The sequence below is a fragment of the Stutzerimonas chloritidismutans genome (assembly GCF_038562055.1).
In the GTDB taxonomy this organism is placed as follows: Bacteria; Pseudomonadota; Gammaproteobacteria; order Pseudomonadales; family Pseudomonadaceae; genus Stutzerimonas; species Stutzerimonas chloritidismutans_A.
In genome coordinates, this window is sequence record NZ_JBCFXD010000022.1 from 21,234 (window position 1) to 46,793 (window position 25,560).

19 protein-coding genes are annotated in these 25,560 nt (G+C 61.1%); 3 read left to right on the plus strand and 16 right to left on the minus strand.

All coding sequences use genetic code 11. From position 1 onward, the window contains the following. From AAGW23_RS20895 to AAGW23_RS20920, 6 genes are all read right to left on the minus strand, one after another. Positions 1–1,143 (minus strand): efflux RND transporter periplasmic adaptor subunit, encoded by a 1,143-nt coding sequence (locus AAGW23_RS20895; protein ID WP_342408183.1) that lies wholly within the window; start codon positions 1,141–1,143, stop codon positions 1–3. A 296-nt stretch (positions 1,144–1,439) separates the two neighbouring features. Continuing rightward, on the minus strand, positions 1,440–3,065 hold the full coding sequence (locus AAGW23_RS20900) for a methyl-accepting chemotaxis protein (protein WP_342408184.1): 1,626 nt from the start codon (positions 3,063–3,065) through the stop codon (positions 1,440–1,442). Positions 3,066–3,182: 117 nt separating this feature from the next. Continuing rightward, on the minus strand, positions 3,183–4,277 hold the full coding sequence (locus AAGW23_RS20905) for a DUF1513 domain-containing protein (protein ID WP_342408185.1): 1,095 nt from the start codon (positions 4,275–4,277) through the stop codon (positions 3,183–3,185). A gap of 2 nt (positions 4,278–4,279) precedes the next feature. Continuing rightward, the gene (locus AAGW23_RS20910; protein ID WP_342408186.1) at positions 4,280–5,353 is read right to left on the minus strand and encodes an imelysin family protein; all 1,074 of its coding nucleotides are present in this window, start codon (positions 5,351–5,353) and stop codon (positions 4,280–4,282) included. 42 nt (positions 5,354–5,395) lie between these two features. Then, positions 5,396–6,811 carry a di-heme oxidoredictase family protein gene (locus AAGW23_RS20915; RefSeq protein WP_342408187.1) on the minus strand — a complete coding sequence of 472 codons (1,416 nt, stop codon included), beginning with the start codon at positions 6,809–6,811 and terminating at the stop codon, positions 5,396–5,398. A 168-nt stretch (positions 6,812–6,979) separates the two neighbouring features. Continuing rightward, positions 6,980–8,323, minus strand: a complete 1,344-nt coding sequence (locus AAGW23_RS20920; protein ID WP_342408188.1) for an imelysin family protein — start codon at positions 8,321–8,323, stop codon at positions 6,980–6,982. Between the two features lie 189 nt (positions 8,324–8,512). On the opposite strand from AAGW23_RS20920, the gene AAGW23_RS20925 reads away from it, so the two are divergent. Together AAGW23_RS20925 and AAGW23_RS20930 are read left to right on the plus strand one after the other, a co-directional pair. After that, positions 8,513–9,085, plus strand: a complete 573-nt coding sequence (locus AAGW23_RS20925) for a LemA family protein (RefSeq protein ID WP_342408189.1) — start codon at positions 8,513–8,515, stop codon at positions 9,083–9,085. Then, on the plus strand, positions 9,082–9,969 hold the full coding sequence (locus AAGW23_RS20930) for a GIDE domain-containing protein (RefSeq protein WP_425540846.1): 888 nt from the start codon (positions 9,082–9,084) through the stop codon (positions 9,967–9,969). The genes AAGW23_RS20925 and AAGW23_RS20930 overlap by 4 nt, the downstream gene beginning before the upstream one ends. Positions 9,970–10,005: 36 nt before the next feature. On the opposite strand, the gene AAGW23_RS20935 is transcribed toward AAGW23_RS20930, so the two are convergent. The 4 genes from AAGW23_RS20935 to AAGW23_RS20950 form a co-directional block, all read right to left on the minus strand. Then, positions 10,006–11,391, minus strand: coding sequence for a diguanylate cyclase domain-containing protein (locus AAGW23_RS20935; protein ID WP_342408191.1), 1,386 nt, complete (start codon positions 11,389–11,391; stop codon positions 10,006–10,008). A 130-nt stretch (positions 11,392–11,521) separates the two neighbouring features. Beyond that, positions 11,522–12,205 carry a hypothetical protein gene (locus tag AAGW23_RS20940; RefSeq protein WP_342408192.1) on the minus strand — a complete coding sequence of 228 codons (684 nt, stop codon included), beginning with the start codon at positions 12,203–12,205 and terminating at the stop codon, positions 11,522–11,524. 62 nt (positions 12,206–12,267) lie between these two features. After that, positions 12,268–14,328: a putative bifunctional diguanylate cyclase/phosphodiesterase gene (locus tag AAGW23_RS20945; RefSeq protein ID WP_342408193.1), complete on the minus strand. Its 2,061-nt coding sequence runs from the start codon at positions 14,326–14,328 to the stop codon at positions 12,268–12,270. 200 nt (positions 14,329–14,528) lie between these two features. Next, the gene (locus tag AAGW23_RS20950) at positions 14,529–15,152 is read right to left on the minus strand and encodes a TetR/AcrR family transcriptional regulator (protein ID WP_342408194.1); all 624 of its coding nucleotides are present in this window, start codon (positions 15,150–15,152) and stop codon (positions 14,529–14,531) included. Positions 15,153–15,494: 342 nt separating this feature from the next. On the opposite strand from AAGW23_RS20950, the gene AAGW23_RS20955 reads away from it, so the two are divergent. Beyond that, on the plus strand, positions 15,495–17,426 hold the full coding sequence (locus AAGW23_RS20955; RefSeq protein ID WP_342408195.1) for a methyl-accepting chemotaxis protein: 1,932 nt from the start codon (positions 15,495–15,497) through the stop codon (positions 17,424–17,426). Positions 17,427–17,645: 219 nt separating this feature from the next. Here AAGW23_RS20955 and AAGW23_RS20960 read toward each other — a convergent pair whose 3' ends face one another. The 6 genes from AAGW23_RS20960 to AAGW23_RS20985 all read right to left on the minus strand — a co-directional run bounded on the left by AAGW23_RS20960 (position 17,646) and on the right by AAGW23_RS20985 (position 25,444). Continuing rightward, the gene (locus tag AAGW23_RS20960; RefSeq protein WP_342408196.1) at positions 17,646–18,467 is read right to left on the minus strand and encodes an outer membrane protein OmpK; all 822 of its coding nucleotides are present in this window, start codon (positions 18,465–18,467) and stop codon (positions 17,646–17,648) included. Positions 18,468–18,543: 76 nt separating this feature from the next. Next, entirely contained in the window at positions 18,544–20,043 is a 1,500-nt protein-coding gene (locus AAGW23_RS20965) for a nucleobase:cation symporter-2 family protein (RefSeq protein ID WP_102837965.1), read from the minus strand. A gap of 214 nt (positions 20,044–20,257) precedes the next feature. Continuing rightward, the gene (locus AAGW23_RS20970; RefSeq protein WP_342408197.1) at positions 20,258–21,808 is read right to left on the minus strand and encodes a cation:proton antiporter family protein; all 1,551 of its coding nucleotides are present in this window, start codon (positions 21,806–21,808) and stop codon (positions 20,258–20,260) included. A gap of 157 nt (positions 21,809–21,965) precedes the next feature. Beyond that, positions 21,966–23,315 carry a nucleobase:cation symporter-2 family protein gene (locus AAGW23_RS20975; protein WP_342408198.1) on the minus strand — a complete coding sequence of 450 codons (1,350 nt, stop codon included), beginning with the start codon at positions 23,313–23,315 and terminating at the stop codon, positions 21,966–21,968. A gap of 213 nt (positions 23,316–23,528) precedes the next feature. Then, positions 23,529–24,782 carry a urate hydroxylase PuuD gene (locus AAGW23_RS20980; protein ID WP_342408199.1) on the minus strand — a complete coding sequence of 418 codons (1,254 nt, stop codon included), beginning with the start codon at positions 24,780–24,782 and terminating at the stop codon, positions 23,529–23,531. Positions 24,783–24,919: 137 nt separating this feature from the next. Continuing rightward, the gene (locus AAGW23_RS20985; RefSeq protein ID WP_342408200.1) at positions 24,920–25,444 is read right to left on the minus strand and encodes an ureidoglycolate lyase; all 525 of its coding nucleotides are present in this window, start codon (positions 25,442–25,444) and stop codon (positions 24,920–24,922) included. Between the last annotated feature and the right edge of the window lie 116 nt (positions 25,445–25,560).

The window sequence follows — 25,560 nt, forward strand, 5'->3', positions numbered from 1 at the left end:
TCAGCGGGCCTTGGGCTTGAGCTCGAGGGTGCGCTTTTCGGCAATGGCGACGTGGGCGCCGCTGTCCAGCTTGAGCTGCCCCGCAATGACCACCTGCTCTCCCGCTTCGAGGCCCTCTAGAACTACTACGCGACCGTCGCGTCGCTCTCCGGTTTTGACGAAGCGGCGCTCAACAACCAGGTAGGGTTCGTCTCTCTCGGTCGCCGCGGTGCCTTCCTCGAGTTCGGGAGGCTGACCCTCCTTCACCACCAGTACCGAATTGCCATACAGGGTGTAGGTGATCGCGGTTTCCGGTACCACGATCCTGGATTGCTCGCTGGGCAGCAGCACCTGCAGATTGGCGAACATGCCGGGCAGCAGGCGCTCGCCAGGGTTGGCGAGCTCCGCGCGAACCTGCACATTGCGGGTGGTGACCTCAACCTTGGGGTTCAGGGCGACGATACGGCCCTCGAACTGTTCACCGGGGAAAGCGGCTACCTGCACCCGCACGGGTTGATCGATGGCGAGCAGAGGCACTTGCTGTTCAGCCAGGTAGAAATCGACAAACAGCGTCGACAGGTCCTGCAGCGTGGCAATCGGTGTTCCGGTAGCGACGAAGTCTCCGACATCTACCTGACGGATCCCGATGGTTCCGGAGAAGGGGGCGAGAATGCGCTTTTTCGCCAGGCTGGCCTTCAGCTGGGCGACGGTGGCGTCGGCTTTTTGCGACTGGGCGTTGAGCCGATCGAACTCGCTGCGAGAAATGGCCTTTCCCTCGATCAGGCTGCGTGCTCGTTGGAATTCCACCTTTGCCAGATGCAGGTCCGCTTCCGCGGCTGCCAGGCTCGCCTGCTCGATCTCGCTGTCGAGCAGAACGATGGGCTGACCCTTCTGCACTTTTTCACCCGAGCGGAACTGCACGTCGCTGATGGTGCCGGCGATCTCTACCGAAAGTTCGATGCCCTGCGAGGCGGTGAGCGTGCCAACCGCCGGAAGCCGGCTTTGCCATGGCTCCTGACTGGAGGCGACAACCTCCACGTTGATCGGCGGCTTCGGTGCCTTGAATTGCTGAATCTGTGTGTAGATCGAGTTGAACTTGAGGGCGGCAAGGATCAATACCACGACGATCACCGCGCCAAGCATCAGCAGCATGCGGCGCAACATTTTTTCCGTATTCCTTGGAGTAATGAGGCGGCTGACCACGGCTATGGAACGACGCAGCCGTATCGAATGCGCAAGCCACGACCAGCGCAGTTATGCACCAACCATGGCGTCGTGATGCAGCCCTGTAGGAGAGGGAGAATGGACGTTAGCTGCGAACCGAGTGCAAGTAAAGCGGGATATCAGGCGCTGCCTGAGGATCAGGAAGAGGGGCGTCAACAGCGCGCTTCGCGCGCCAGGCCGCTGTGTCGAATGCGCTTACGGCCCCGCGTGGGCAGGGCCTTGCATTTGATTTGAGGTCAGCCCGCCAGGCGGTGAGTGACTTCGCTGAGCTGAGCGGACAGCCCGTGCAGATTGTGACTGGCCTTCTCGGTGCGCTCTACATTGTCCTGATTGGTTGTGGCGATGGCGGTAATCTCGATCAGGTTGCGTGAGATGTCCTCTGCAACAGATGTCTGTTCTTCCGCGGCGGTCGCGATCTGGCGGTTCATGTCACGAATGGCTTCTACTTCCAGAGTGATGCGCTGGAGCATGCCGCCCGCTTCCGTGACCTGCTCGACGCCGACGTCGCTACGGGCCTGGCCGTTTTCAATGGCCCGTACCGCATCCACCGCCCCCGTCTGTACCGTGTCGATAATCTGATGGATTTCTGCCGTGGAATCCGCAGTACGTTTGGCCAGCGTGCGCACCTCGTCCGCTACCACGGCAAAGCCACGTCCGGCGTCGCCTGCACGGGCGGCTTCGATCGCAGCATTCAGTGCGAGCAGGTTGGTCTGGTCGGCAATGCCGCGGATCACCTCCAGCACCTTGCCAATACGGCCGCTGTCGGCCTCCAGTTGGCGGATCACGCTGGCGGTGTTACTGATCTCGCCGCGCATGTGGGTAATCGTTTCGATCGTCGAGCGCATCATGGCCTCGCCTTGTTGCGCCGATTGGTCGGCGGCGTCTGCTGCGTGCGCAGCGTCCGCTGCATGACGGGCGACTTCTTGCGCGGTGGCGGACATCTCGTGCATCGCCGTGGCCACCTGATCGGTTCGCGAGAACTGATCACGGGTACCCTGTCCCATCAACGCTGCAATGGCGTTGAGCTCGCCGCTGGCGGTGTCGAGGTCAGAGGTGCTGCGCTGCAGGCGCGTAAACGTATCAGCGAGGAAATCACGCAGCACATTGGCGGCTACCGCAAGGCGGCCCAGCTCGTCGGCGCGGCTGGTATCGACACGCTCTCTGAAATTGCCCTGGCTGAGATTCGCAACATGGTCTATCAGGTGGCGGATCGGGTTGATCAGGTTGCGGTTGACCAGCCAGGCACTGAGCAGGCCAATTAACACGCCAGCGGCAAGCATGATCAGCGAGCCGACGATAATGGTTCGGTCTGCGGCCTGGCTGATGGTCGCCGAATCGGCAAGCGCGGACTCGCGTAGCTGCACCACCAGGGCGCTGAGCTGCTCACTGGTGGCGCGGTCGATGCCTTTGACGGCCGCGTCACCGACAACCGGGTCACCGCCAGCCGCGATGAATGCGTCGCGGCCCACTCGGTAGGCCGTGCCGAGCTTCAGGTGTTCGTCACGCAAACTTGTAATTTGACCGGCCAGCGCAGGGTCGCCCTGGCTGGCCTGGATGAGCGTGCCCAACAACGCCTGCACTTCGCGCTCCTGCTCTTCGAAGCTCTGCCAGTATTTGGTCAGACTCTCCTGAGATTTACCGCGCAGCAATACGTTCTTCCACTCCTGGACCTGGACCTTGAATTCGAGGTTGGACTGGTCGATGAGGCGCGAAGCTTCGATCGGTCCCTTGAGAAGACGCTGGTAGGCCGTGATTTCATCGGAGAGAAACGAAAAACTGGCTAGCGCGATGGTAAGCATCAACAGCAAGCTGCCGCCTATCAGCGCGAGCAACTGTGCACGTAAGGACTTTTTCAGGAACATCTGAGCGTTCTCGTATCGAAGGGTGCGGCTTGCGTGACCCGCAAGTGAGGACGAGCAGTCAGGGAAACTGTTCGCTTAACCGCTTTTTCGGCCACGGTATTCGATACTTGAACGCTTTCAGACCAAGCGTAGATGATTGTCCCAGAGCCCAGCGGGTAGCTCCAGTGGAGTGCTGACGACTTCCTTTTTGGTGCAGTCGACGAGGCGGCATCGACCCTGGCCAGAGCTGACGACGAAGCCTTCTTTGACTGCCGCGACGCCGGCACAATCCGGCAGGTGGACTTCCTCGCGCAAGGCCGTTGTGTCCAGGTCCCAGATGAAGACCTTATTGCCGCGTGGAGCCGTCACGGCCAGCAGGCGAAGGGCATCGTTGATCGCCAGGCTGGCGGTGTACTGGTTCATCGTCTGGCGCTGTGCTTCGCCCAGGGGGAAGGCCTGGAAGGCCTGGCCGGGCCGTTTGATGGCCAGCAAAGGCACCTGATCCATCGGGTCACCTTCGTACTGCTGGCCCGACACCACCGTGCCGTCAGCCGCCACCGCCAGATGACGCACGCTGTTCATCTGTTCGGGCAGCTGCTCCTTGCTGAGCAGCGTGCCGTCACGGCGCAGCAGCACCAGGCTGGGTTCCATGGCATGGAGATTCATCATCTCTCGGCTGTCGGCCTCGGTGCGGATGCCGCCATTGGCGATCACCAGTGTCTCGCCATCCGGCATCCACAATAGCTGATGCGGGCCAATGCCGTGGGTCGAATGCTCACCACTGCGCACCAGCTGACGTCCCTCGACACGGTAGACACCGAGTACGCCGCGGCCGGCCTCGGCGGTGTCGTTCTCGGTGGTGTAGAACCAGTCGCCACTGGCGTGAAAGACGCCGTGCCCATAGAAGTGGCGGTCCGGCGGCGAAGCCAGTACTTGCAGCAGCGTTCCGTCACGGCTGTCGATCAGATAGCTTTCACGGCTCGGGCGGCGTCCGACGAACACGGCGAGCGGCAGGTGCGGGTGCGCATAGACATCGTGACAGCGCTCGGCGACGGGCGTGGCGAAAACCTGGCTGCCGTCGAGACGGTAACCAACCGCATAGTGGCGTCCATCGGCATCGTTACGTGCCGACAGTAGCAAGGGTTGTTCGGTGTGATGCGTCAACGTCCAGCCGCCGACGGCTGAAGCGGCCACCAGTGCGCTGCCCAGGCCCAGGAAAGCACGACGTTTCATGATCAGTCTCCATCATGGGCGTTGAAGCCGATCTGTACCCCAAGAGCGCGCGCCACTTCGGTCTGGTGCAGACGGTGCAAGGCGTCAATGTCCTGATAAAGCGCATCAAGACGTGTTCGGCCGGCTTCGTCAGCGATCAGTTCGCTGAACGGCAGCATGATGTCCACCAGATGCTGACGTGCGGTTTCGTAGGCAACGTCGATGCGCTTGGCCAGATCAGCCTGTTCGGCCGGGACCAGTGCCTTCAATCCGTTTCCATCGGTGCCAAGCCAGAGCCGCTGGGCGCCGGCGAGTGTGGCATCGATACTGGGAAGCGTAGCGTCGCTGCGCCAGGCTTCGGCTTGGAAGGGCTGAGGATAGCCCTTACTCTGGCGGCCGAGCGGTGCGCCAAGCTTTTTCTTCAGACCGTCCAGGGCGGTGACCTGAACGCGAAGCAAATCGGCGATCGCTTCGGTCGATTCGGCGTAGCGCTCGTTGGGGAACTCGCTCAGCTGGGCGGCCATGCCGTCCTTTGCCTTCCAGGCTTGCAGCATGTCGGCTGCGAGCTTTTGCTGATGCTCGCCGATTGCTATCAATAGCGGGCAATAACGCGCTTTGGTCGCACTTTCGCTGAGGTCGACGGCTTTGTCATAGAGCACGTATTCATAAGCAGACAGGCCCTGCAGGACGACGCTGCCATTCTCCAGATCGGCCTGAGTCAGCTGTGGCTTCTTTTTCAGCAGTGCAGTGACCTGCCTACCGACAAGATTTTTCTTGTCAGGCCAGAACTGTACTTGCCAGGCCCGGTTGCCTTCCCCCATCGGCCCGATCAGCAAGGGCTGCAATCCCGTCCAGGCAAACTGCGCCTGCAGGAACGCCTGGCGCGCATCGTTCAGTTCTTCATTGCCTGCACAGAACGCGATGCCGCTGGCCGCCATACGGCGGTTGGCTTCAGCCCAGTCGGTATAGGCCGGTAGCAGGACCTCGTCGGTCAGTGCCTGGGTTGTTTCCTGATACGGATCGGATGGCGTACAGGCGCCTAAAAGCAAACCCAGTGCGGTGGCCGTGACGGCGCGAAAAATCTGGTTGCGGTACATGTTGCTCCTCAGGGCAGGGCAAGGGTGCGTATGGTTGGGCATTCAAAGGGACCCGAGAAAGGCCAGCAGGGCGCTGCGCTCGTTACTGCCAAAGCCAAGCACCGCCTGCTTGGCGCGCTCCGCTTCGCCGCCGTGCCACAGTATGGCTTCGAGTGGGTTGCGGGCGCGACCGTCATGCAGCAGCTGGGTGTGGCCGCTGACAGCCTCGGTCATGCCGAGGCCCCAGAGCGGCGGAGTACGCCACTCACGCCCGCTGGCCTCGAACTCCGGCCGGTGATCGGCAAGCCCTTCGCCCATGTCATGCAGCAGCAGGTCGGTGTAGGGGCGGATCACCTGGTTCGCGAGTTCCGGTTCGGCGGCCTCGCCGGTGGTGAATTTCGGGATGTGACAGCTCTGGCACCCTGCGCGATAGAACAGCGTCTTGCCGGCCAGGACCTGTGGATCGTCCACGTTGCGTCGAGCCGGCACGCCCAAGTTGCGCGAATAGAACAGCACCAGAGACACGATATGGTCGCTGACTTCGGGCTCGCCGCCGTCGGGCATCGCCAGGCACTCGGTCTGCGCTTGCGTGCAGCTGCTGCCGGACAGCAGGCTGGTCGTCAGGCCCATGTCGTTGAAAAAAGCGTCAGCGTTCTGCTGGTTCAGGTTCGGCTGGCCGGCTTTCCAGCCGAAGCGGCCCAAGGAGGTTTCGCGTGTAACCTGATCGAATACTCGGTTCGGGCGCCCGGAGATGCCATCACCGTTGCTGTCGTCCGGATCAGCGTTGGCGAGTATCGCGGCTTCCGGAATCGCCTCAAGCAAGCCCAGGCCAATCATTGCCGGCGCCACACGGACCGAGAAGAGTGTGTCGGGATGCATTGGGCCGTAGCCTAGGTCGGTAATGTTCAGTTGCGGCGTGCGCAGTTCAACTTCGAAGCCGTCAGCGAAGCGTTCGGTATGGACACTGTAGCTAAGGCGAACTTTGCCCTCCGGTGCAACGCCGGGAATCGCCATGTCCTGCAGTTGGCCGCCATAGGTGGGTTCAGGCGCGATGCCACGTTGATGCACCACTTCGGCGTGCTCCTCGCCGGCCGGAATCGACAGGCGTACCAGCATTGACACGGCGTTGCCGCGCTCGTCTTCTGCTGGACGACCACGGCCGTCCTTGATGTGGCAGTTCTGGCAGCCGTTGGTGTTGATCAGTGGGCCAAGGCCGTCGCGTGCCGTCGTCGACGAGGGGGCGATAACCCAGGGGTTGCGAAAGAAACTGTTGCCTACGCTGAAGTCCAGCCGGCGCACCGGTGACAGGTTGGCAGAGGGCATCGAGAAGGCATTCTGGTCGGACTTGATGACCGTGGTGCTACCACCGGAAAGCGCCTCGCCTGGTTCTGCCTGTTCAAAGCGCGGCGGGTTTTCGTCGCAAGCGGTCAGGCCTAAGGCCAGCAGCGTTGCAACGACAGGGAAGTAAAACGGACGCATCGGTAGCCCTGAGCCTTTCAAAGGTCGGCAATCTTAGCAGGCTACGAGTGTTTGAATAAGAGCAATTTGCATTTAGCGGTGGCCGAATGGCTAATCGAGCAATGAAGCCCAATGGAGGGGGAGCGGTGCCAGAGGGAGCGGCATTGCGCCGCTCCCCAGGCCGGTGTATCAGAACTCGTGGTCAGCGGTATCCGGGTTCAAGTCGCTGATGCCCAGAGCGCCAGCTGCCTTCTCGATCGAGCCGGTCTGCTGGACCAGCGCGGCGATCGCAGCACGGACCTTTTCCTGGCCATCGCTGTTATCTGGACCAATCAACTGATCGAAGGCCTCGCCGTTTTCGGCGCTTTCGACCAGCACGCGCAGCTTGGCTTCGGTGGTTTCCAGGTCGGTCTTCAGTGTGCTGTTGACCTCAGGCGCAGTGCCTTCCACCAGCGATGCCAGGCTTGGGCCGGTCATCTTGGTGCCGTCGATGCGTTCGTACTCGCCCAAATAGACGTTACGGACGCCCTTGGCGTTGTAATAGTGCGAGTTGTGCGTGTTGTCGCTGAAACAGTCGTGTTCATCTTCCGGCGAGTTCGCTTCCAACGCGACCTTCATGCGCTCACCTGCCAGCTCGCCCAGCGACAGGCTACCCATGCCGAAGAACATCTTGCGCAGGCCATTTTCGGCCGACTCTTTTTCCAGGCTGGCGCGATAGTTGTCGGCAACGCCGGCCTTCCACTCGCCGACCATTTCTTCGAGGTCGCTGACCAGCAACTCTGTGGCGGCTTTCAGGTAGGCACGACGGCGGTCACAATTGCCGCCAGTACAGCCTTCACCTTCGATGAAGTCGCTCACCGGACGCTCACCAGCCCCCGCGTTAGTGCCGTTCAGATCCTGGCCCCAGAAGAGGAACTCAATGGCATGGTAACCGGTGGCGACATTGGCTTCGGAGCCGGCCAGTTCGTTCAGGCTGGCCAACTTCTCGCCGGTGATCTCGCTGACGTCGATCTTGTCTTCACCGATCTGCACCTCTTTGTTGGCGATGATGTTGGCCGTTGCGCCAGGGTTGCCGAGGGCGTGCTGATAGTCACCTTTGACATAGTCGATCATGCCTTCGTCCAGCGGCCAGGCGTTGAGCTGACCTTCCCAGTCGTCGACGACCGGGTTGCCGAAGCGGAATACTTCGCTCTGCATATACGGAACGCGGGCGGCGATCCAGGCCGCTTTGGCCGCTTGCAGTGTTTCTTCGGTCGGATTGGCCAGGAGAGCGTCAACGGCAGCCTGCAGCTTTAGAGCGGCAAGGTGCGCATCGCTGAACACAGCATGGGCGATATTGGCGTAGTGCTTGACCACGGCCTGCGCGGCTTCGCTGTTCACGGTCTCTTGGGCAGCCGGTGCCGGTTCGCTCTGGGTGGTGGCAGCTTGCGGGGCAGCGGCCTGTTCGGCCGGAGCTTTGTCTTCGCCGCAACCAGCGAGTGAAATGGCGACAGCCAGAAGGCTGGCGGTAGCCCAGACGGGAGTGCGTAGCATGGCGGGTTCCTTTGCTTGCAGGGTGGTGTGAATGAGCCGGCAGCAGGGCTGCGACAAACGGATGCAGAACATAATGCGAAAGATTTGCATTTTGTGCAAAGAAAATGCGTGCGACAGGTCGCGTATCGCCTCCGCCGGCGCAGCTAGAATGCCCCCTCTGAAGTCTGGTCATCTTATGGAGTCGCCCTGATGAGCCTGAGTGCCGCCGTTGCATGTGTCCTGCTGTTTCTCGCCGCGGCTTATGCCGTGGTTCTCTACAACGGCCTGGTGCGACTCAAGCACGGCGTAAGCAAGACCTGGTCGAACATCGATGTTTTGTTGCGCCAGCGTCACGATGAATTGCCCAAGCTGGTGGAAACCTGCAAGCAGTACATGCAGCACGAACGCAGCACCCTGGAGCAGGTGATCAGAGCTCGCACTGCAGTGTCCGATGCCCGCGAGCAGGGCGATGTCGGCGCACTTGGCCAGGCGGAAACCGGGCTTCGTGCAGGGCTGGGGCGTTTGTTCGCCTTGGCTGAGAGCTACCCGGAACTGCGCGCGAACGACAGCTTTCGACATCTGCAGCAACGCATCAGCGGGCTGGAAAGCGGCATCGCCGATCGCCGTGAGCTTTACAACGAATCGGTCAATCTGAATAACGTGCGCGTCGAGCAGTTTCCCGATGTGTTGCTGGCGCGTGCGTTCGGGTTTCGCGAGGCAGCCTTGCTGCAATTCAGTGAGGCGGAGAAAGCCGATCTCGACTTCAAACCGCTGTTCGGTTGAGCGGGGGCGGAATGCTGCTTAGCGCTGCAGGCGTGGCGATGTGTCTGGTTGGCGGCTGGCTGTGGATCACTCGCTGGTCAAAATTGCGTCACCTGCTGGATACACCGACTTCGCGGATCCGCTCGGCGGCGCAAGGCTACGTCGAGCTGGCCGGCGTGCTGCGAGGCCTCCCTGACACACCGCCGTTGATGGCGCCGTTGACGGCCACACCCTGTCTTTGGTGGCGCTACCGTATCGAGGAGTATCAATCCGGTGGCAAGCGCGGCAGCTGGCGGATACTCGAGCAGGGCAGCAGCGAGGAGCTGCTGCGGCTGTTCGATGCGACCGGAGACTGCCTGATCGATCCGCGAGGTGCCGAAGTGCTTCCCGCGCGGCGTGACCGTTGGACCGGTAACCAGCGCCGCCCTCGGGGCGCGCCGCCCGGTGGCGTACTGGCCTGGCTGACTGGTCATCGGCAGTACCGCTACACCGAAGAGCGGTTGCATGCCGATGAGCCGCTGTATGCGATCGGTGATTTTCGGACCTCCGGCGGAGGTCGGCAGGGCCTCGACCTAACGGCCGCCCAGGGCCGGGTTGTGCGGGAATGGAAAGAAGACTACGCAGGGCTGTTGCAGCGATTCGACAACAATCGAGACGGCAGGCTCGACCAGGCGGAGTGGGGCCGTGTGCGCCTCGCCGCCGACCTCGAAGCACACCGGCGCAACCGTCTGGCCAGCAGCCAACAAGCGCTGCACCAACTGGTGCGCCCTGGCGAGGGCTTGCCGTTCGTGTTGTCCAGTCATGGCGAAGAAGTGCTCGTCAGGCGCTATCGCTGGCAAGCGGCTGGCGGCGCAATGTTATGTTTGTTTGGTGCGGCGCTTCTGGCGGCTCGGGTAGCTGGTTGAGCCGCAGCGCCATCCAGTGAGTCGTCCGCTTTTCGCTTAGCGCTGATCTTTATCGAGCAAGGTATCGACGGTCAGAGGGCTGCTGTCGTGCTGCCGTGCGCATTCTGACTTTGCCTGGTACATCGCCTCATCGGCTCGTCTGAGCAGCGAGGCTTCGTCAGTTCCGTGCTCGGGAAAGTAGGCCACACCAATGCTCGGCTGAATCGCCAGCGCCAAGCCGGCGAGGTCTATCGGCGCCTGCATCGCGGCAAGAATGTGCGTGACCACCACCGCCGTATCGGCTGCTGTGGGGCTGCCTTCCAACAGCATGACGAACTCGTCGCCGCCCATCCGTGCAACCGTGTCGGTTTCGCGGATGTGTTGCGTCAGCCTTTGGGCGAAGGCTTGCAGCAGCAGGTCGCCGACGCTGTGACCATAGCCATCGTTGACCTGTTTGAATCCGTTGAGATCCAGATACAGTACCGCTAAGCGCTCGTCGTTTCGCCGCGCCCGCGCCAGGGCGGTTTTCAACCTGTCGAAGAGGAACGCGCGGTTGGGCAGGCCGGTAAGTTCATCGTACTGAGCCATCCGCTCGAGGCGAGCTTGCAGCTGTTTGCGTTCGATGGCGGTGGCGACCTGGTTGGCGATGAACTGCAGCAAGTCTATGTCCTGCTCGCAATAGGTCGCGGTTTCTGCCGTATCGTAGAGTAGCAGCGCTCCGATGCAGCCCTGACCAGTGGCGAGGGGCGCTGCCAACCAGCAGAAGCTGTTTGTGGCGGTCAATGCCTTGAGGTTGTCGCAGGCCCCCTCGCTATTCGCGGTGAGTAGTAACGCTCGCCCGGTCCGGGTGACTTCCGCACACAGTATCGCGGCCGGCTCGAGGGGAAGCTGTGCCGGATCGCCGCCGGTCCTGCAGTAAGGAAATGTCGGACGGCCCTGATCAGCGTCCTTCAAGGCTACAAAGCACCCCGGCGCGGGGATGAGTCGACCGGTGATCTGATGGACCTGTTCGAACAGCGAAGTCAGATCTGCGGTGTTGTGGGCCGCTTCGGATATTGCATAGACCGTCTCTTGCAGCGATTCAGATCGCTTGCGTCCGGTGACGTCGCGGGCCACGCCGATACGCAGCTGATCCCCCTCGGACCAGCGGGCAGACCACATGATATCCACCCGTGTTCCGTCCCTGCGGATGTAACGGTTTTCGAAGTGCAGGCTAGGCTGGCCTGACATCACCTGTTGTGCCGCCAGCAGGGTGCGCTCGCGGTCTTCAGGCGCTACCAGCTCCATCATCTGGCGACCGATCATTTCCTCCTGCGTATAGCCGAATATGCTTTCGCATGCCGCACTGACGTACACGAAATGGCCATTGGCATCGACTACGCAGACTGCGTCGAGCATGAGATCCAGAACAGTTTCCAGAGAAGGACGAGGTTCGGTTTTCATCGTACGTGCCATTTGAGACTGCGCGGTATAGGGACGTATCGGTGTGGTCAGAGTTGAGTGTAGTGGAGCCCCTCTGAAGCCGATAGCTGCTTGGGTGGCTAAAGGCCACGTTGCCCGCGGTTCTGGGCGCTCAGCTACGCTTTTCGGCAATCCAGATGGTGTGTCGAGTACCACGATTGCCGTGGGCGAAAACCTGGACCTCCTCGGCAACAAACCCTGATTTGGCGAGGCGTTGGGAGAACGCCTGATCGGCGCTGGCCGACCATACGGCAAGCAAACCCTTGGGGCGTAGCGCTCTGGCGCAGGCGTCGAGCCCGGTTGAGGAGTACAGCCAGCTGTTGCCCTTGCGGGTCAACCCTTCTGGACCGTTATCTACATCGAGCATGATGGCGTCATACCCCTTCGGCTCGCTCTTCAGAACCTCGGCGACATCCTTGCGCAGCACGCGGGTACGTGGGTCGTTGATCGGCATGCCGGATTTCTCGCCCAACGGGCCACGATTCCAGTCGATTACGCCGGGCACCAACTCGGCGACCTGCACTTCGGCATCCTCGCCCAGATGCCTGAGTGCCGAGGCGAGCGTGAAGCCCATGCCCAGGCCGCCGATCAGCACACGCGGTTGTGGCCGATGCGCGATCTTTCGGCAGGGTAGTTCTGCCAGTGCATCTTCGGACCCGTGCGTGCGTGTGTTCATCAACTGGTTTCCGTTGCCGCCCTGAATCTTGATGACGAAATCGTCACCGTACTCGAACAGGCACAGGGCACCGCCGCCATCCGGAATCTCGGCGGTGTCAATCAGTACAAAACGCTTCATCGGTGACGCTCTTGGGTTGAAATTGGAGGGGCGGGGTTGAAGCGCAATAGGGCAAACAGCACTTACAGGTGTTCGGAGTTGAGGCGGCGCTCGAACCGCAGCGACTGGCTGAGCAAAGCGGTCAGTTCAGCTGCTGGAATGGGTTTGCTGTAGTAGTAGCCTTGGCCTTCGTTGCAGCCTTCGTCGATCAGGTAACGTTCTTGCTCGGCTGTTTCCACACCTTCGGCGATTACCAACATGCCCAGGCTCTTGCCCAGCTGGATGATGGCTCGAACGATTGTCGTGTCGCCCTCGACGGCCGCCATGTCGCGAACGAAGCTCTTGTCGATCTTGATCTTGTCGAGCGGCAGGCTTTTTAGATAGCTCAGCGATGAATAGCCGGTGCCGAAGTCGTCAATGGCAATCAACGCACCTGAGCGACGTAGGCAGTGCAGGTTATGAGTGGCAGCGGCGATGTCTTCCATCAAACCCGTTTCAGTCACCTCGAGCTCCAGCGTCTCGGGTGGCAACTTGTGACTGCTGAGCAGGTTGCTGATCATCTCCGGCAGTCCGGCGTGGTGCAGTTGTACGGTGGAAAGGTTGACAGCCATGCGCAGGTCCCGAAAGCCTTGTTGATGCCATTCGCTCAGCTGTCGGCAGGCCTGGTCGAGCACCCACTCGCCTATGGCGATGATGCTGCCGTTCTGTTCCGCGAGGGGAATGAAGGTGTCGGGCGGAACCATCTTGCCGCTCGGGTGAGACCAGCGCAGCAGGGCTTCGACCCCGGTGATGCGTTTGAGACGGTAATCGATCTGTGGTTGGTAGACCAGGTGAAACTCGCCCCGGGGAAGGGCTTCTGCCAGGTCATTCTGCAGCTCCCGGCGGGTCCTCATTTCGCTGTCGATGCTGGCTACATAAAACTGATAGCGATTGCGTGAGCGGCTTTTGGCCAGCGTCATGGTCTGTTCGGCTTTCTGCAGCAGCTTTTCAGTGCTGTCACCGTCTTCGGGGTACAGGGTGATACCGATGGTGGCGCGCAAACGTATGTGTTGCTCGTCGAGGGTGACGGGACGCTCCAGGTCGTCGAGCACCTTCTGCGCCAGTTCGGCGGCTTCGTAAGGTTGTTCAAAGCCTACCAGCACCAGGACGAATTGATCACCGCCCAGCCGGGCCAGCGCACCAACGCGCCCGCTCTGACTGCGTAAACGATCGGCCAGCGCCACCAGCAGCCGATCACCGTTTTGGTAGCTGAACTGTTCGTTCATGCCCTTGAAATCGTCGAGTCCGAGGCAGAGCACCGCCACGCGGCGCTGCAACCTGGCGGCCTCGCTCAGGATATTGTCCAGTTGCTGCTGCAGCTGTTGACGGTTAGGCAGGTTGGTGAGCGAGTCATATCGGGTCATGCGCTGCAGGTTGCTTTCGGCTTCATGACGCAACTGCATGTTGTGCTGAATGGAAGCGAGCAGGCCATTGGCCGTTTCGACCCAGAGGCCCAGCTCATTGCGCTCATGCCCCTTGGGCATCGGCAGCGAATGCTCGCCGGGGCGGCCCGGGTTGATGCGAGACATGTGCTCGATGAGCTTGGTCAGCGGTCGCGTTAGCAACCATTCATAGATCAGGTACAACAGGAAACCTAGTACTAGCGCGCGAAGGATGCCGACGACGAAGAGCACCACCGAGCTCCTGAGGAAGGCCTCTCCATAAGGGGCGGTATCAAGCGTGATGCGCAGGTCGCCGTAGTACTCGTTGTATGGCGGACGGCCGATCAATGGTATCGAGAATTCCTGATCACGCCCGAGTATCGGGTCGGTCAACCAGCGCGAAGAGCGCGACATTAGCGGGCGGGACTTGGCAGCCAGCGGCGCTTCGCCGGGAAGACCAATCGAGGCTTTGCGAATCGACTCGTGTTGGAACAGGCCTTCCATGACCTGTGCGCCCATTTCCCGGTCAAGGCTATAGATCGCCTGAGTGGACGGGTCGCGAGTCATGCGCAGGATTCGCTGCGCTTCGGCATCGATCAGCTGGCGGGTCGTGTAGGCATCGAAGATGATCTGTGCGCAGCTGAGGACCAGGCCAACGGCAAGCGCGGACAGCAGCACGATGCGGAGCAGTGTTCTGGACAGACTGTTGCGCAATGCGGTCAATAGAATTTCCTTCTTCCGAGCCGGTGGCCAGCGCAAGTATTAATTGTCGTGAGGGATGCGTCAAAGACGCGGGCTGCCGACGCGAGGCAAACGTATCAGATTGGCGAGTGTCCTGCTCTTCCCTCGATCAAATCCTGATTGAACCGGAAAGTGACCCCGCGAGGCTATGCCTCAGGTCCCATTTCGCTTTGACTGCAGCGTTAGGCAACCGGATTCGCTTCCTTCACCTCGCAGCCTTTGATGACCATCCTTGTGATCGTTGCGGCCGCGGCTTCATAGTCGGCATCATCGAGCGCTGTCTTGCCTGTTACGGTAGAGATCTGCCAATCGAAATCGGCGTAGGTCTGGGTCGCTGCCCAGATGCTGAACATCAGATGATGGGGGTCAACGGCCGCCATCAATCCCTGGTCAATCCAGCCCTGAATGCAGGCCACATTGTGGCTGGCCTGGGCATTGAGCTGCGCGGCACGCTCGGCCGGTAGATGGGGTGCGCCATGCATGATCTCGCTGGCAAACACCTTGGACGCGCAAGCGTGCTCCCTGGAAATGCGAATCTTGGTGCGGATATAGGCGCGCAACACGTCTGCTGGTTCGCCGGGCTGATTGAACGGAGCAGATGCCTGCAGCAAAGGCTCGACGATGCTGTCCAGCACTTCGCGATAGAGGTTTTCCTTGCTCTTGAAGTAGTAGTAGACGTTGGGCTTGGGCAGTCCGGCGCGGTCGGCAATGTCGCTGGTCTTGCTGGCGGCGAAGCCTTTCTCGGCGAATTCTTCGCTGGCAGCACGAAGGATCAGTTCTTTGTTGCGCTCGCGGATACTGGACATAGGGCCTGTTCGATTCATGACCACCCAGCCTGGTGGCCTGCCGCCGCATCCTAGCACCGGCTTCCGAACGGCCTCAAGGCAAGAGGCAGGCTTGATACGAGGAAAGCCGGGGAGCTGAGTTTAGCGCTTGTCTGTGTCGTTTGAGGTCGGGGCTGCACACGTCACAACCCCAGCACGCCCGTTCGCAGCGCTTAATTCGATGGCTAACGCACAGTCCGCCAGACGGTCATCAAGCCTTTGTGGGTTTGACCGATAGGATATTGGCGTCAAACATAATTTATGTATACACATTGATATAAAGGTTGTGTACGTTTACTAAAAAACAACCGAGGTCACACACACATGCCTTTCATGCAACGCAGTATTCAATGGCAATTGATCGTCAGCATGGGGGCGGCTTTGCTTGCCAGTATCCTGATTGTCATTCTGGTCTATTCGTCGGCGGTCAACCGCCTGGCCGAGCGCTACCTGGTGGGGCAGGCGCTGCCTGCCAACATTTCCTCAATCCGCAATGACATCGAGCGCACGCTGGCGGCGCCGATCACCGCCACGGCCGGGATTGCCAGCAATACGCTGGTTCAGGATTGGCTGGAATACGGTGAAAGCACCGACCAGGCGCAGGCGATGGGCCGATACCTGGAGGGCGTCAAGGCCCAGCAGAATGCGCTGACGACTTCCATCGCCGTGCTCGATAGCGGCAATTACTATTCGGAAGCAGGGCTCTCACGCACCCTCAATCGCAATGCTCCTGGCGACGGCTGGTTTTACAGCCTGATCGACAGCGGCACCAAACGGCGCTTCGAGATCGACATCGACAAGGCCTCTCGCCAGCCCACCCTGTTCATCAACCAGCGCATCGCGGCGGGCGGTAGGACCCTGGGGGTGGCTGGGCTGGGCTTCAGCTTGAAGAGCATGTCCGAACTAATCAGCAACTTTCGCTTCGGCGAGCGCGGTGAGGTGTATCTGATCAGCGGCGACGGTCGCGTCAAGGTGCATCCGAAAACCGAAAACAACGATCAGATCGAGCTTGCCGCGCTGACTGGTAGCGAAGCCGCGCAGAAGCTCCTCGGCGGCGCAGCCGACGCGGTGCGCTTCGAGCGTGATGGCGAGGCGTTTCTGGCAGTCGCTCAGCCACTGGAAAGTCTGGGCTGGGTGTTGGTCAGTGAAGTGCCGGAAGCGGAAATCTTTGCCGAGGCACGCCGAACCTTGTGGACCATCAGCCTGATCGGCGCCTGTATCGCACTGTTCTTCCTCGGGCTGGTGGTGTTGCTGGCGCGCGGGCTGGTGAAGCCTATCCGTCAGGTAACCAATGCGCTCGTCGAGATCGGTGGCGGTGGTGGCGATCTTACCCGTCGTTTGGACGAAAGTCGGGCTGATGAGCTGGGCGATCTGGCCCGTGGCTTTAACCGGTTCATCGGTAGCCTGCGCGGGTTGATCGGTGATGTTTTGAGCACCAGCGAGCAACTGCGCACTTCTGTGGGACAGGTTGCTCAGGTGGTGGACAACACCGCGACCCGTGCCGGCCGCCAGCATGAAATGACCGACATGGTTGCCACTGCCGTGCACGAGATGGGCCTGACCGTACAGGAGATCGCACGTAACGCCAGCAATGCCGCACAGGCCTCGCAAGGGGCGCGTAGCGAGGCGATCACCGCACGAAAAGTCGTCGGCGATTCGATTGCGCACATCGAAAAGATGTCGGGTGATATCGGTCACGCCGCTGAGTCGGTTACCGATCTGGCGCAACAGGTCGCATCCATCGACAAGGTGCTGGCGGTGATCCGCAGCATTTCCGAGCAGACCAACCTGCTAGCCTTGAATGCGGCCATCGAGGCTGCACGCGCCGGGGAGATGGGCCGTGGCTTCGCGGTGGTCGCCGATGAAGTCCGGACCCTGGCCAGCCGGACTCAGACGTCCACCGACGAGATCCAGCAGATGATTCAGGGTCTCAAGAACGGTGCTGAAAACGCGGTCAACTCAATGCATGCAGGGCAGGCTGCGACCGGCACCGGGGTGCAGGCCAGTCAGCGCACCGGCCAGTCGCTCAGCGCAATCACCGAGCAAGTCGAAGCGATCAGCGACATGAACACGCAGGTGGCCGCAGCGACCGAAGAGCAGAGCAGTGTGACCGAGGAGATCACCCGCAACGTGCAGGGCATCGCCGACCTGGCCCAGGCCACCGCCAGTGATGTGCAGGGCTGTCGAGAAGATTGTCATGAGCTGAGCCGCCTGGCAGACGATCTTAGCCGGCAGATGGGCAGCTTCAAGCTGTGACCTTTGCGGCGCGGCGCGCTTATTAGGCGGTGGCTCGCTGTAGCGCGGTAATGCTTCAGCGATCCGCTCGCCGATCATTGTAATGGCGGGCTAGCGATCGAACCGCGCGCGACTCAGCGCATCCTGGGACACGCCATAGCGACGCCGCTTTAAAGGCGTGACCAATAAAAAAGCAGCCTTTCGGCTGCTTTTTTGTTCCGCGTCCCTGCGCCAGCTGGCTTAGAAGTGCGCTTTGACCAGCAGGCTGGCGGTGTTCTGGTTGGTGCCCCCGACCAGATCGCTGACGAAACCACCGTCTTCTATGCCGTATTTGTCAGACCAGTAGTCGTACTCGATACCGACGTAAAGTTTGCCTGGTTCGCCGTCCAGCGCCTTGCCCAGGTCGTACTTGATCTGCGGGTTGATGTGCAGGTTCTTCGACATGAAATCACCGCTGCGCTCCGAGCCGGCGTCGTTGACCACCCAGTCGATGAAGCCGTCGAACAGGATGTCGGACTTGCCAACCGGAAAGGTCATCGCCCAGGTCGGGGTTACCTGCCACTGACCGGAGGCGCGGCGGGTGGTGCCGTCGGGTTTGCGGTAGTACACATTGATGGCCAGACGATCGAAACCCGGTACATCCAGATCAACCGCGGGGCCTAGCAGATAGGTCTGATTAGGCCGGCCGGCGCTGCTTTCGCCGCGCTCGTAGGTGGCTGCCAGCAATACGTCCTTGACCGGGCCGAAGCTCACGTCCTGACCGCTTAGTTTTCCGAGCGACAGGCGCGGGCTGAACTCCCCGTAGTAGGTATGTCCTTCCTCGCCTGACAGGCCGTTGTACCACTTGTTATCGACGAACAGGAACATGTCGCCCCAGCTCCAGCCGCTGGCATGCTCGAAGGTCACGGTTTGCTGGATCTCGCCGGCGTCGACCTTGAAATCCTTGCCATAGAGGTAGCTCAGGCTGTTGTTCTGCCAGTGAAGCATGCCGTCGGCAAAGGCCGGGGCGGACAGCAGGCAGCCGGCCAGCGCCAGCGACAATGAAGTGCGCTTGAAGGTCATGTTGATACCCTTTGGTTTTGTTGTTGTGATGAATGCGGGTGCAGCGCCCGGCTCTTGGGGCCGGGCGCTGGAGCTGTCAGCCCGTAGGCGTCAGCTGGGCCGATGGGTCGGTGGTGGTGGCTTTCGGATGGACCTTGGAGTAATCGGGGATATTCACGGCCAGGGTGTTGGTGCCAACCGTGTCCTCGATCAGGTTGTCCGGATCGTAGTCATCCATCTCTTCCGGCTCGCGTGGCAGGAAGAAGTTGAGCAGGATCGCGCTGAACGCACCGATGGTGATCGGTGAGCCGAAGATGTTCTTCAGCACGTCGGGCAGGTTGGTCAGCACATCCGGTACGGCGGCTACGCCCAGGCCCAGGCCCAGCGAGATTGCCACGATCAGCATGTTGCGACGGTTGAGGCCGGCTTCGGCGAGGATCTTGATCCCTGCAATCGCGACCGTGCCGAACATGATCAGCGTGGCGCCGCCGAGCACCGGCTTGGGCATCAGCTGCAACACGCCACCAACCACCGGGAACAGCGCCAGCAAGATCAGGATGCCGGCGATATACAGACCCACGTGGCGACTGGCGACGCCGGTCAGCTGGATCACGCCGTTGTTCTGGCTGAAGGTGGTCATCGGCAGGCTGTTGAAGGTCGCGGCCAGCAGCGAGCTGCAACCGTCGCCGAGAATGCCGCCCTTGATGCGCTTCATGTACAGCGGGCCCTTGACCGGCTCACGCGAGATCATCGAGTTGGCGGTCAAATCACCGGCTGTCTCCAGCGGGGTGATCAGAAAGATCACCGCGATGGGAATGAACGCCATCCAGTCGAAGGCAAAGCCGAACTTGAACGGCTGCGGCACGCTGACTGCCGGCAAGGCGGCCAGGCTGGAAAAATCCACCATGCCCATCATCCAGGCGGCCGCATAGCCCACCACCAGCGCCACGATTACCGCCGACAGGCGCAGCAAGGGGAGCCCAAAGCGGTTGAGGACGATGATGGTGCCGAGGACCAGCCCGGCCAGCGCAAGGTTGGGCAGGGCACCGGGATTTTCCGCGCCGTAGCCGCCGGCGATGTCGGTCATCGAGACCTTGATCAGCGACAGGCCCATCAGGCTGATGATGGTGCCGGTGACCACGGGCGTGATGATTCGGCGCAGTTTATCGATATAGCGGCTGACGGCGATTTCGACGAAGGCCGCGCAGAAGCCGACGCCGAACAGCGTGGCGAGAATGTCTTCCGGGCTGCCACCGCGATTTTTCACGATAAAGCCGGCCGCCAGAATCACGCTGAGAAAACCGAAGCTGGTGCCCTGCAGGCAGAGCATGCCGGCGCCGATCGGGCCGATTCGCTTGGCCTGGATAAAGGTGCCGAGGCCTGAGACGAACAGCGCCATGCTCACGAGGTAAGGGACATAGTCGCCCAGGCCCAGCACGCTGCCGATAATCAGGGTCGGTGTGATGACGCCAACGAAGCTGGCGAGTACGTGCTGTATCGCGGCAAATGTAGCGGGGATCGGACCCGGGCGATCTTCAAGCTGATAGATCAGGTCCTGGTTGGGAGCGTCACCGCTCCTGGATTCGGTTGCGGTCATGAGTCAAGCCTGCCATTCGTTATTGTTCGGTCATGGGCTTCCGAGGCTGCACGGACCTCGTAGACTGACCGGCGAAAAGCTGTTCGTTCGGTCAGGTTGGGCTCGACTATAACAACCTGTGAACAGCTGTTGAAACAATTAATTTAACGATTGTGCACAATTTTGCTGGCGGAGCAGTGATTGTCCGCTGAATGAGCCTGATGGTTGAAGTCAGTCAGCGGTTGGGCTGCAGCTCCCGCGAGACGTTCTCGGCCAGACCCGCCCCGGCTTCGCTCATGGTCAGGTAGGTGCGATCTGCCCCGGCTTCCTCGATCTGCTGGGCGATATCTTCATAAAGCGCGTGAGAGACGATCAACCCGTCGAAACCTTTGCCACGCAGTTTACGGGTGGAGATGATCTTCGCTTCTGCATCGTTCATCGCCAGGATCACCGCCTCGACCTTGTTCATCTCCAGGCTTTCCCAGAACATCTGGTCTTCGGCGTCAGCGAACAGTACGTGGCGGCCTTTCTCGCTGCTCTTTTCTACGGTTACCGGGTCGGAATCGAGACTGATCAATCGCCAGCCCTGATTCTGCAAATGGTCGTAGGCGGCGCGGCCGGTGCGGCCCATACCCATGATCAGGATCTGCGCATCGCCCAGCGACACCGGCTGTTCGTCTGGGTGGCGTGTGTTGCGCTCCAGAGGGATCAGGCGTCTGGCAAAGCGGTCGTAGAGCGGGTGTGAAATCCGGTTGAGCTGAGCAGAGACAACAAACGACAGGGCCACGGTGATGGCCAGTGGGGTAAGCCATTGCGGCAGCACCACGCTGGCGACAATCAGGCCGAACTCACTGTAGTTGGTCAGGCTTGCAGCGCTGAGAAAGGCACTGCGCGCGCGCAGGCGGAACAGCAGGAACAGGAAAAAGAACAGCGCGCCCTTGAGCGGCAATAGCAATGCCACTGCGCCGGCAAAGAGCATGGCGTTCATGTCCGGCAAGCCACCGATGCCGATCTGCAGAAAGAAGCCGACCAGGAAGACTTCCTTGATCGCCCAGAGTGAGTTGGAGAGCTCGGTGGCGCGCTTGTGTTTGGCCAGCATCGCCCCGAAGGCCAGTGCGCCCAGCTCGGAGCTGAGGCCCAAATATTCAAAGCCGAGACCGCCTGCGACCAGCGCCAGCATCAGCCCCAGCAATACCATCAGTTCCTCGTGGCCACTGTGGTCGAGCAGGCGGAACAGCAGCGGGCGCAGCAGCGGAAGGCCGAACACCAGCAGCGCCCAGGCTGACGGCACCTTGCCGCTGGCGATACTCATCACCACCAGGGCGATCAGGTCCTGAATGATCAGGACGCCGATGGCGACTCGGCCATGAAAGGCTTTGAGCTCGCGTTTGCCTTCCAACACCTTGGCGGCCAGTACGGTGCTGGAGAACGACAGGGCGATTGCCAGCAGGAGACTGTCGCGCCAGCTGGTGTCGAGAAACAGCAGAATCGCCGGCAGCACCACCAGGCTGGATATGCCGAAATGCAACAAGCTGCCGCCGATGACTTCGCGGCGGACCAGATTGCTCAGTTTGAGCTTGAGTCCGACGGTGAACAGCAGCAGCAGCACGCCCAGGTGCGCGAGGTGCTCGAGAATCACACTGTCGGTCGGGCCTACCCCGAAATGCTCGCCAAAAGCGGCGAGGGCGAAGCCGGCGGCCAGATAACCGATCAGGGGAGGTAGCCCGATCGAGCGTGTCGCAAGGCCAAGGATGAATGCGAAGGCGATCCAGGTTGCTTCGATCATGGTCAGACCTTCTCGTTCGGGCGGGCGGGGATAGGGCGGCGGGGCATTTTAACGGTGGTGCGGTGCTTGTCGAGTGTCGGGCGGCTGGAGAATAAAGCAAGGCAGAAATAACAAGGCCCGCACATGGCGGGCCCGGGGTTGACACGGAGCGGGGTTGTCAGTGATGTGCAGCGCCCGTGAGCGCCTGGCGTTCGGCACCACCGAGCACGTTGAACAGCAGGTTGAGGGTCACCGCGCTGAGTGTCGCCACCGCAATGCCGCTGTGGGTGATCGGCTCCATCCAGTGCGGCAGGTGTGCGAAGAACTCAGGACGAACCACTGGCACCATCCCGAGGCCGATGCTCACCGCCACCAGCAGTTGGTTGCGACGGTCACCGATGTCTGCTTCCTGAAGGATCTTGATGCCCGTGGCCGCCACCATGCCGAACATGGCGATGCCGGCACCACCCAGCACCGCCGCTGGAATTGAGGCGACCATGAACGCCGCTTTGGGCAACAGGCTCAAGCTGATCAGAAACAGCCCTGCAATCGCCGTGACGTAGCGGCTGCGCACGCCTGTCATCTGAACCAGGCCGATGTTCTGAGCGAACGAAGAGTGGGTGAAGGTGTTCATGAAGCCGGCCAGAAAGGTCGCCCCGGCGTCACACAGCAGGCCGCGGCGAAGTTGCTTCGGGTCGACGTCCTGCCCGGTGATCTTGCCCAGCGCAAGAAACATACCGGCGGACTCGACAAAGATGATCACCACCACCAGGCACATCGACAGGATCGGTGCGAGCAGGAACTGCGGCGCCCCGAAGTGGTTTGGCGTGACGACCTGGAAGGCCGGCGCAGCACTGATACCGGACAAGTCCACCATGCCCAGGCTACCGGCCAGCACGTAGCCCAGCGCCATGCCAATCAGCACCGAGACGTTGACCCAGAAGCCCCGCATGAACTGGTTGATCAACAGGATCACCGCCAGCACAGCGGCTGCCACGCCAAGGTAGGGCAGGGCGCCGAACTGGCCGGTGCCGCTGCCGCCGCCCGCCCAGTTCACCGCCACCGGGAACAGCGAAAGCCCGATGGCAGTGATCACGGTGCCGGTTACCAGCGGCGGAAACAGCCGAACGATCTTGCACACGAACGGCGCGATCAACAGCCCGAAGAAGCCGGCTGCGATGGTCGCGCCGAAGATGCCGGTCATACCCACGCCGGGCATACCGGCCATCACTACCATGCTGCTGACCGCCGCGAAGCTGGCGCCCATCATCACCGGCATGCGGATGCCCACCGGTCCGATGCCCATCGACTGCACGACCGTGGCGATGCCCGCTACCAGCAGGTCGGCGTTGATCAGGAAGGCGATCTCCTCACGAGACAGCCCTGCTGCCTGGCCTACGATCAGCGGGACGGCAACTGCGCCGCCATACATCAGCAGCACGTGCTGGAAACTCACCAGCAGCATCTGCAGCAAGGGCAGCCGCTTCTCCGTGGCGGGTGCGGTCTCCCGCTCGGTTACATCGTTCATGCAAAAACACCTCGGACGCTTTTGTTATTGGATGGTCGCGGTGGCCCCGCCGAACGAGCGGCGGCCGGGTATAGGGTGCTCGGGTTTCGGCTGTCGCCGGAACGTTGGGCTTGATCTCGGGTTGAGCTGAGGCCTCGCCTGGCGCAGCGCGGCTTGAGCGTTGAAGAGGTGAAAAAAAAAGCCGCGCTCGAAAGCGCGGCTGGTGAGCGGCGATCAGTCGATCGGCGCGCCCTTGTCGATCCAGGCTCCGAGCAGGTCGCGCTCTTCCTGGGTCATGTTGGTCATGTTGCCCAGCGGCATGATTTGACTAGCCACGGCTTGCGCATGAATCTTCGCAGCCTGCAGACGGATTTGCTCAGGCGTATCGAACATCACGCCTGCGGGCGCTGCGCTGAACAGCGGGCTGCTCGGCTGCGCGGCGTGGCAAACGGTGCAGCGCTCGTTGATCACCCGATGAACAGCGGCAAACTCGCTGTTGCCGGCTTGCGCGGCCGGCGCTTCGGCAGCGGCCCGTTGGGCTTCGATGCTCTGCTCGCGAGGGCTGGTTGGCACCGCATTGGGTACGCCACCCTGGCGGTTCGGCGCAGTGACAAACGCCAGACAGATCATGCCGACTGCAGCAGCAGGCAGTGTCCAGGCGAAGCGATTGCTGTCATGACGGGTGTTGAAGTAGTGACGCACCAGTACCGCCAGTACCGATATACCGGCCAGGATAAGCCAGTTGTACTGGCTGCCGTAGGTGCTCGGGAAGTGGTTGCTGATCATGATGAACAGCACCGGCAAGGTGAAGTAGTTGTTGTGGCGCGAGCGCAGCAGGCCCTTGGCGGGCAGCAGCGGGTCTGGTGTACGGTTCTGCTCGATGGCGGCGACCAGCGCACGTTGTGCCGGCATGATGATGCGGAACACGTTACCGACCATGATGGTACCGATCAGCGCGCCGGTGTGGATGTACGCCGCACGTCCGCTGAACACTTGCGAATAGGCCCACGCAGCGAAGATCACCAGGACGAACAGGATCAGACCGAGCAGTGCGGGCTTCTTGCCAAGCGGCGAGTCACAGAGCAGGTCATAGACGAACCAGCCGACAATCAGCGACCCGAAACCGATGGCAATAGCCATCGCTGGCGCCAGATCACTGCCAGGCGCGATCAGGTAGAGCGAGGGGTTGAGGTAGTAGACCACCATCAGCAGGGTCACGCCCGACAGCCAGGTGGTGTAGGCCTCCCACTTGAACCAGTGCAGGTTCTCCGGCATCTGTGGCGGTGCCAGCTTGTATTTTTCCAGGTGGTAGATACCGCCGCCGTGAATCGCCCAGAGATCGCCGGACAGGCCGTCGCGGGGGTTGGCGCGGTTAAGGTTGTTTTCCAGCCAGACGAAGTAGAACGACGCACCGATCCAGGCGATGCCGACGATCATGTGTATCCAGCGAACAGTAAGGTTCAGCCATTCGGTCAGATGTGCTTCCACGATAATTACCTCTTGCACGGTTGGCACGCCAACCGTTGTTTCTTCTTATTCGACTCGTCGCAAGTGTTCCGCTTGTTCTGAAGCACGCATGTCTGGTGTCGGCTAGTCCACAGCCGCGCCGGTCATGCTTGCGCTGATCAATCGGTTGCCTGGCCGGAGTCCCGGTGGGGGTCGAGGAGAAGCTGGTCGTCCTCGGTGAAAAAATGCTCGTCGCAGTTGTTGCCAGAACCGCTGCGATCGACCACCAGGAATTCATCCCGCTTTTCGATCGTCAGCACCGGGTGGTGCCAGACGCCGCGGTGGTAATTGACGCCCTGCCTGCCGTTGCTGCGGAAGGCGCGGACGTTACCCGGTACAGGTGCATCGCCAAGTGGCGCGACCACGACCAGAAAGGGGTTGCCGAGCAGCGGAATGAAAGCCTGGCTGCCCTGCGGGTGTCTTTCGAGCATGCGAATGACCAGCGGCATTTCCAGCGCGTCGGCGGCGAAAATGCTGATGATGGCCTGGTCGTCCGGCTGCGCGGTCTCGACCGTCGCCAGCTTGTGATAGCGGCGGGTGGAACCGTTGTTGATCATGAAGTAGTCGCTGCCTTCGGTTTCGATGACATCACCGAAGGGGGCAAAGGCTTCCTTGGTCAGCGGTTCGATCTTGAGTGTGCGCATAGGGACTGCTCTGTTTGGTGTTTATGTAGGAGCGAGCTAGCGAGCAAGCTCGCTCCTTGTATCTCGACTGCTGCCTCATTGTGGGCAATAGTCCCCGACTGATCATCGGGGGAAGG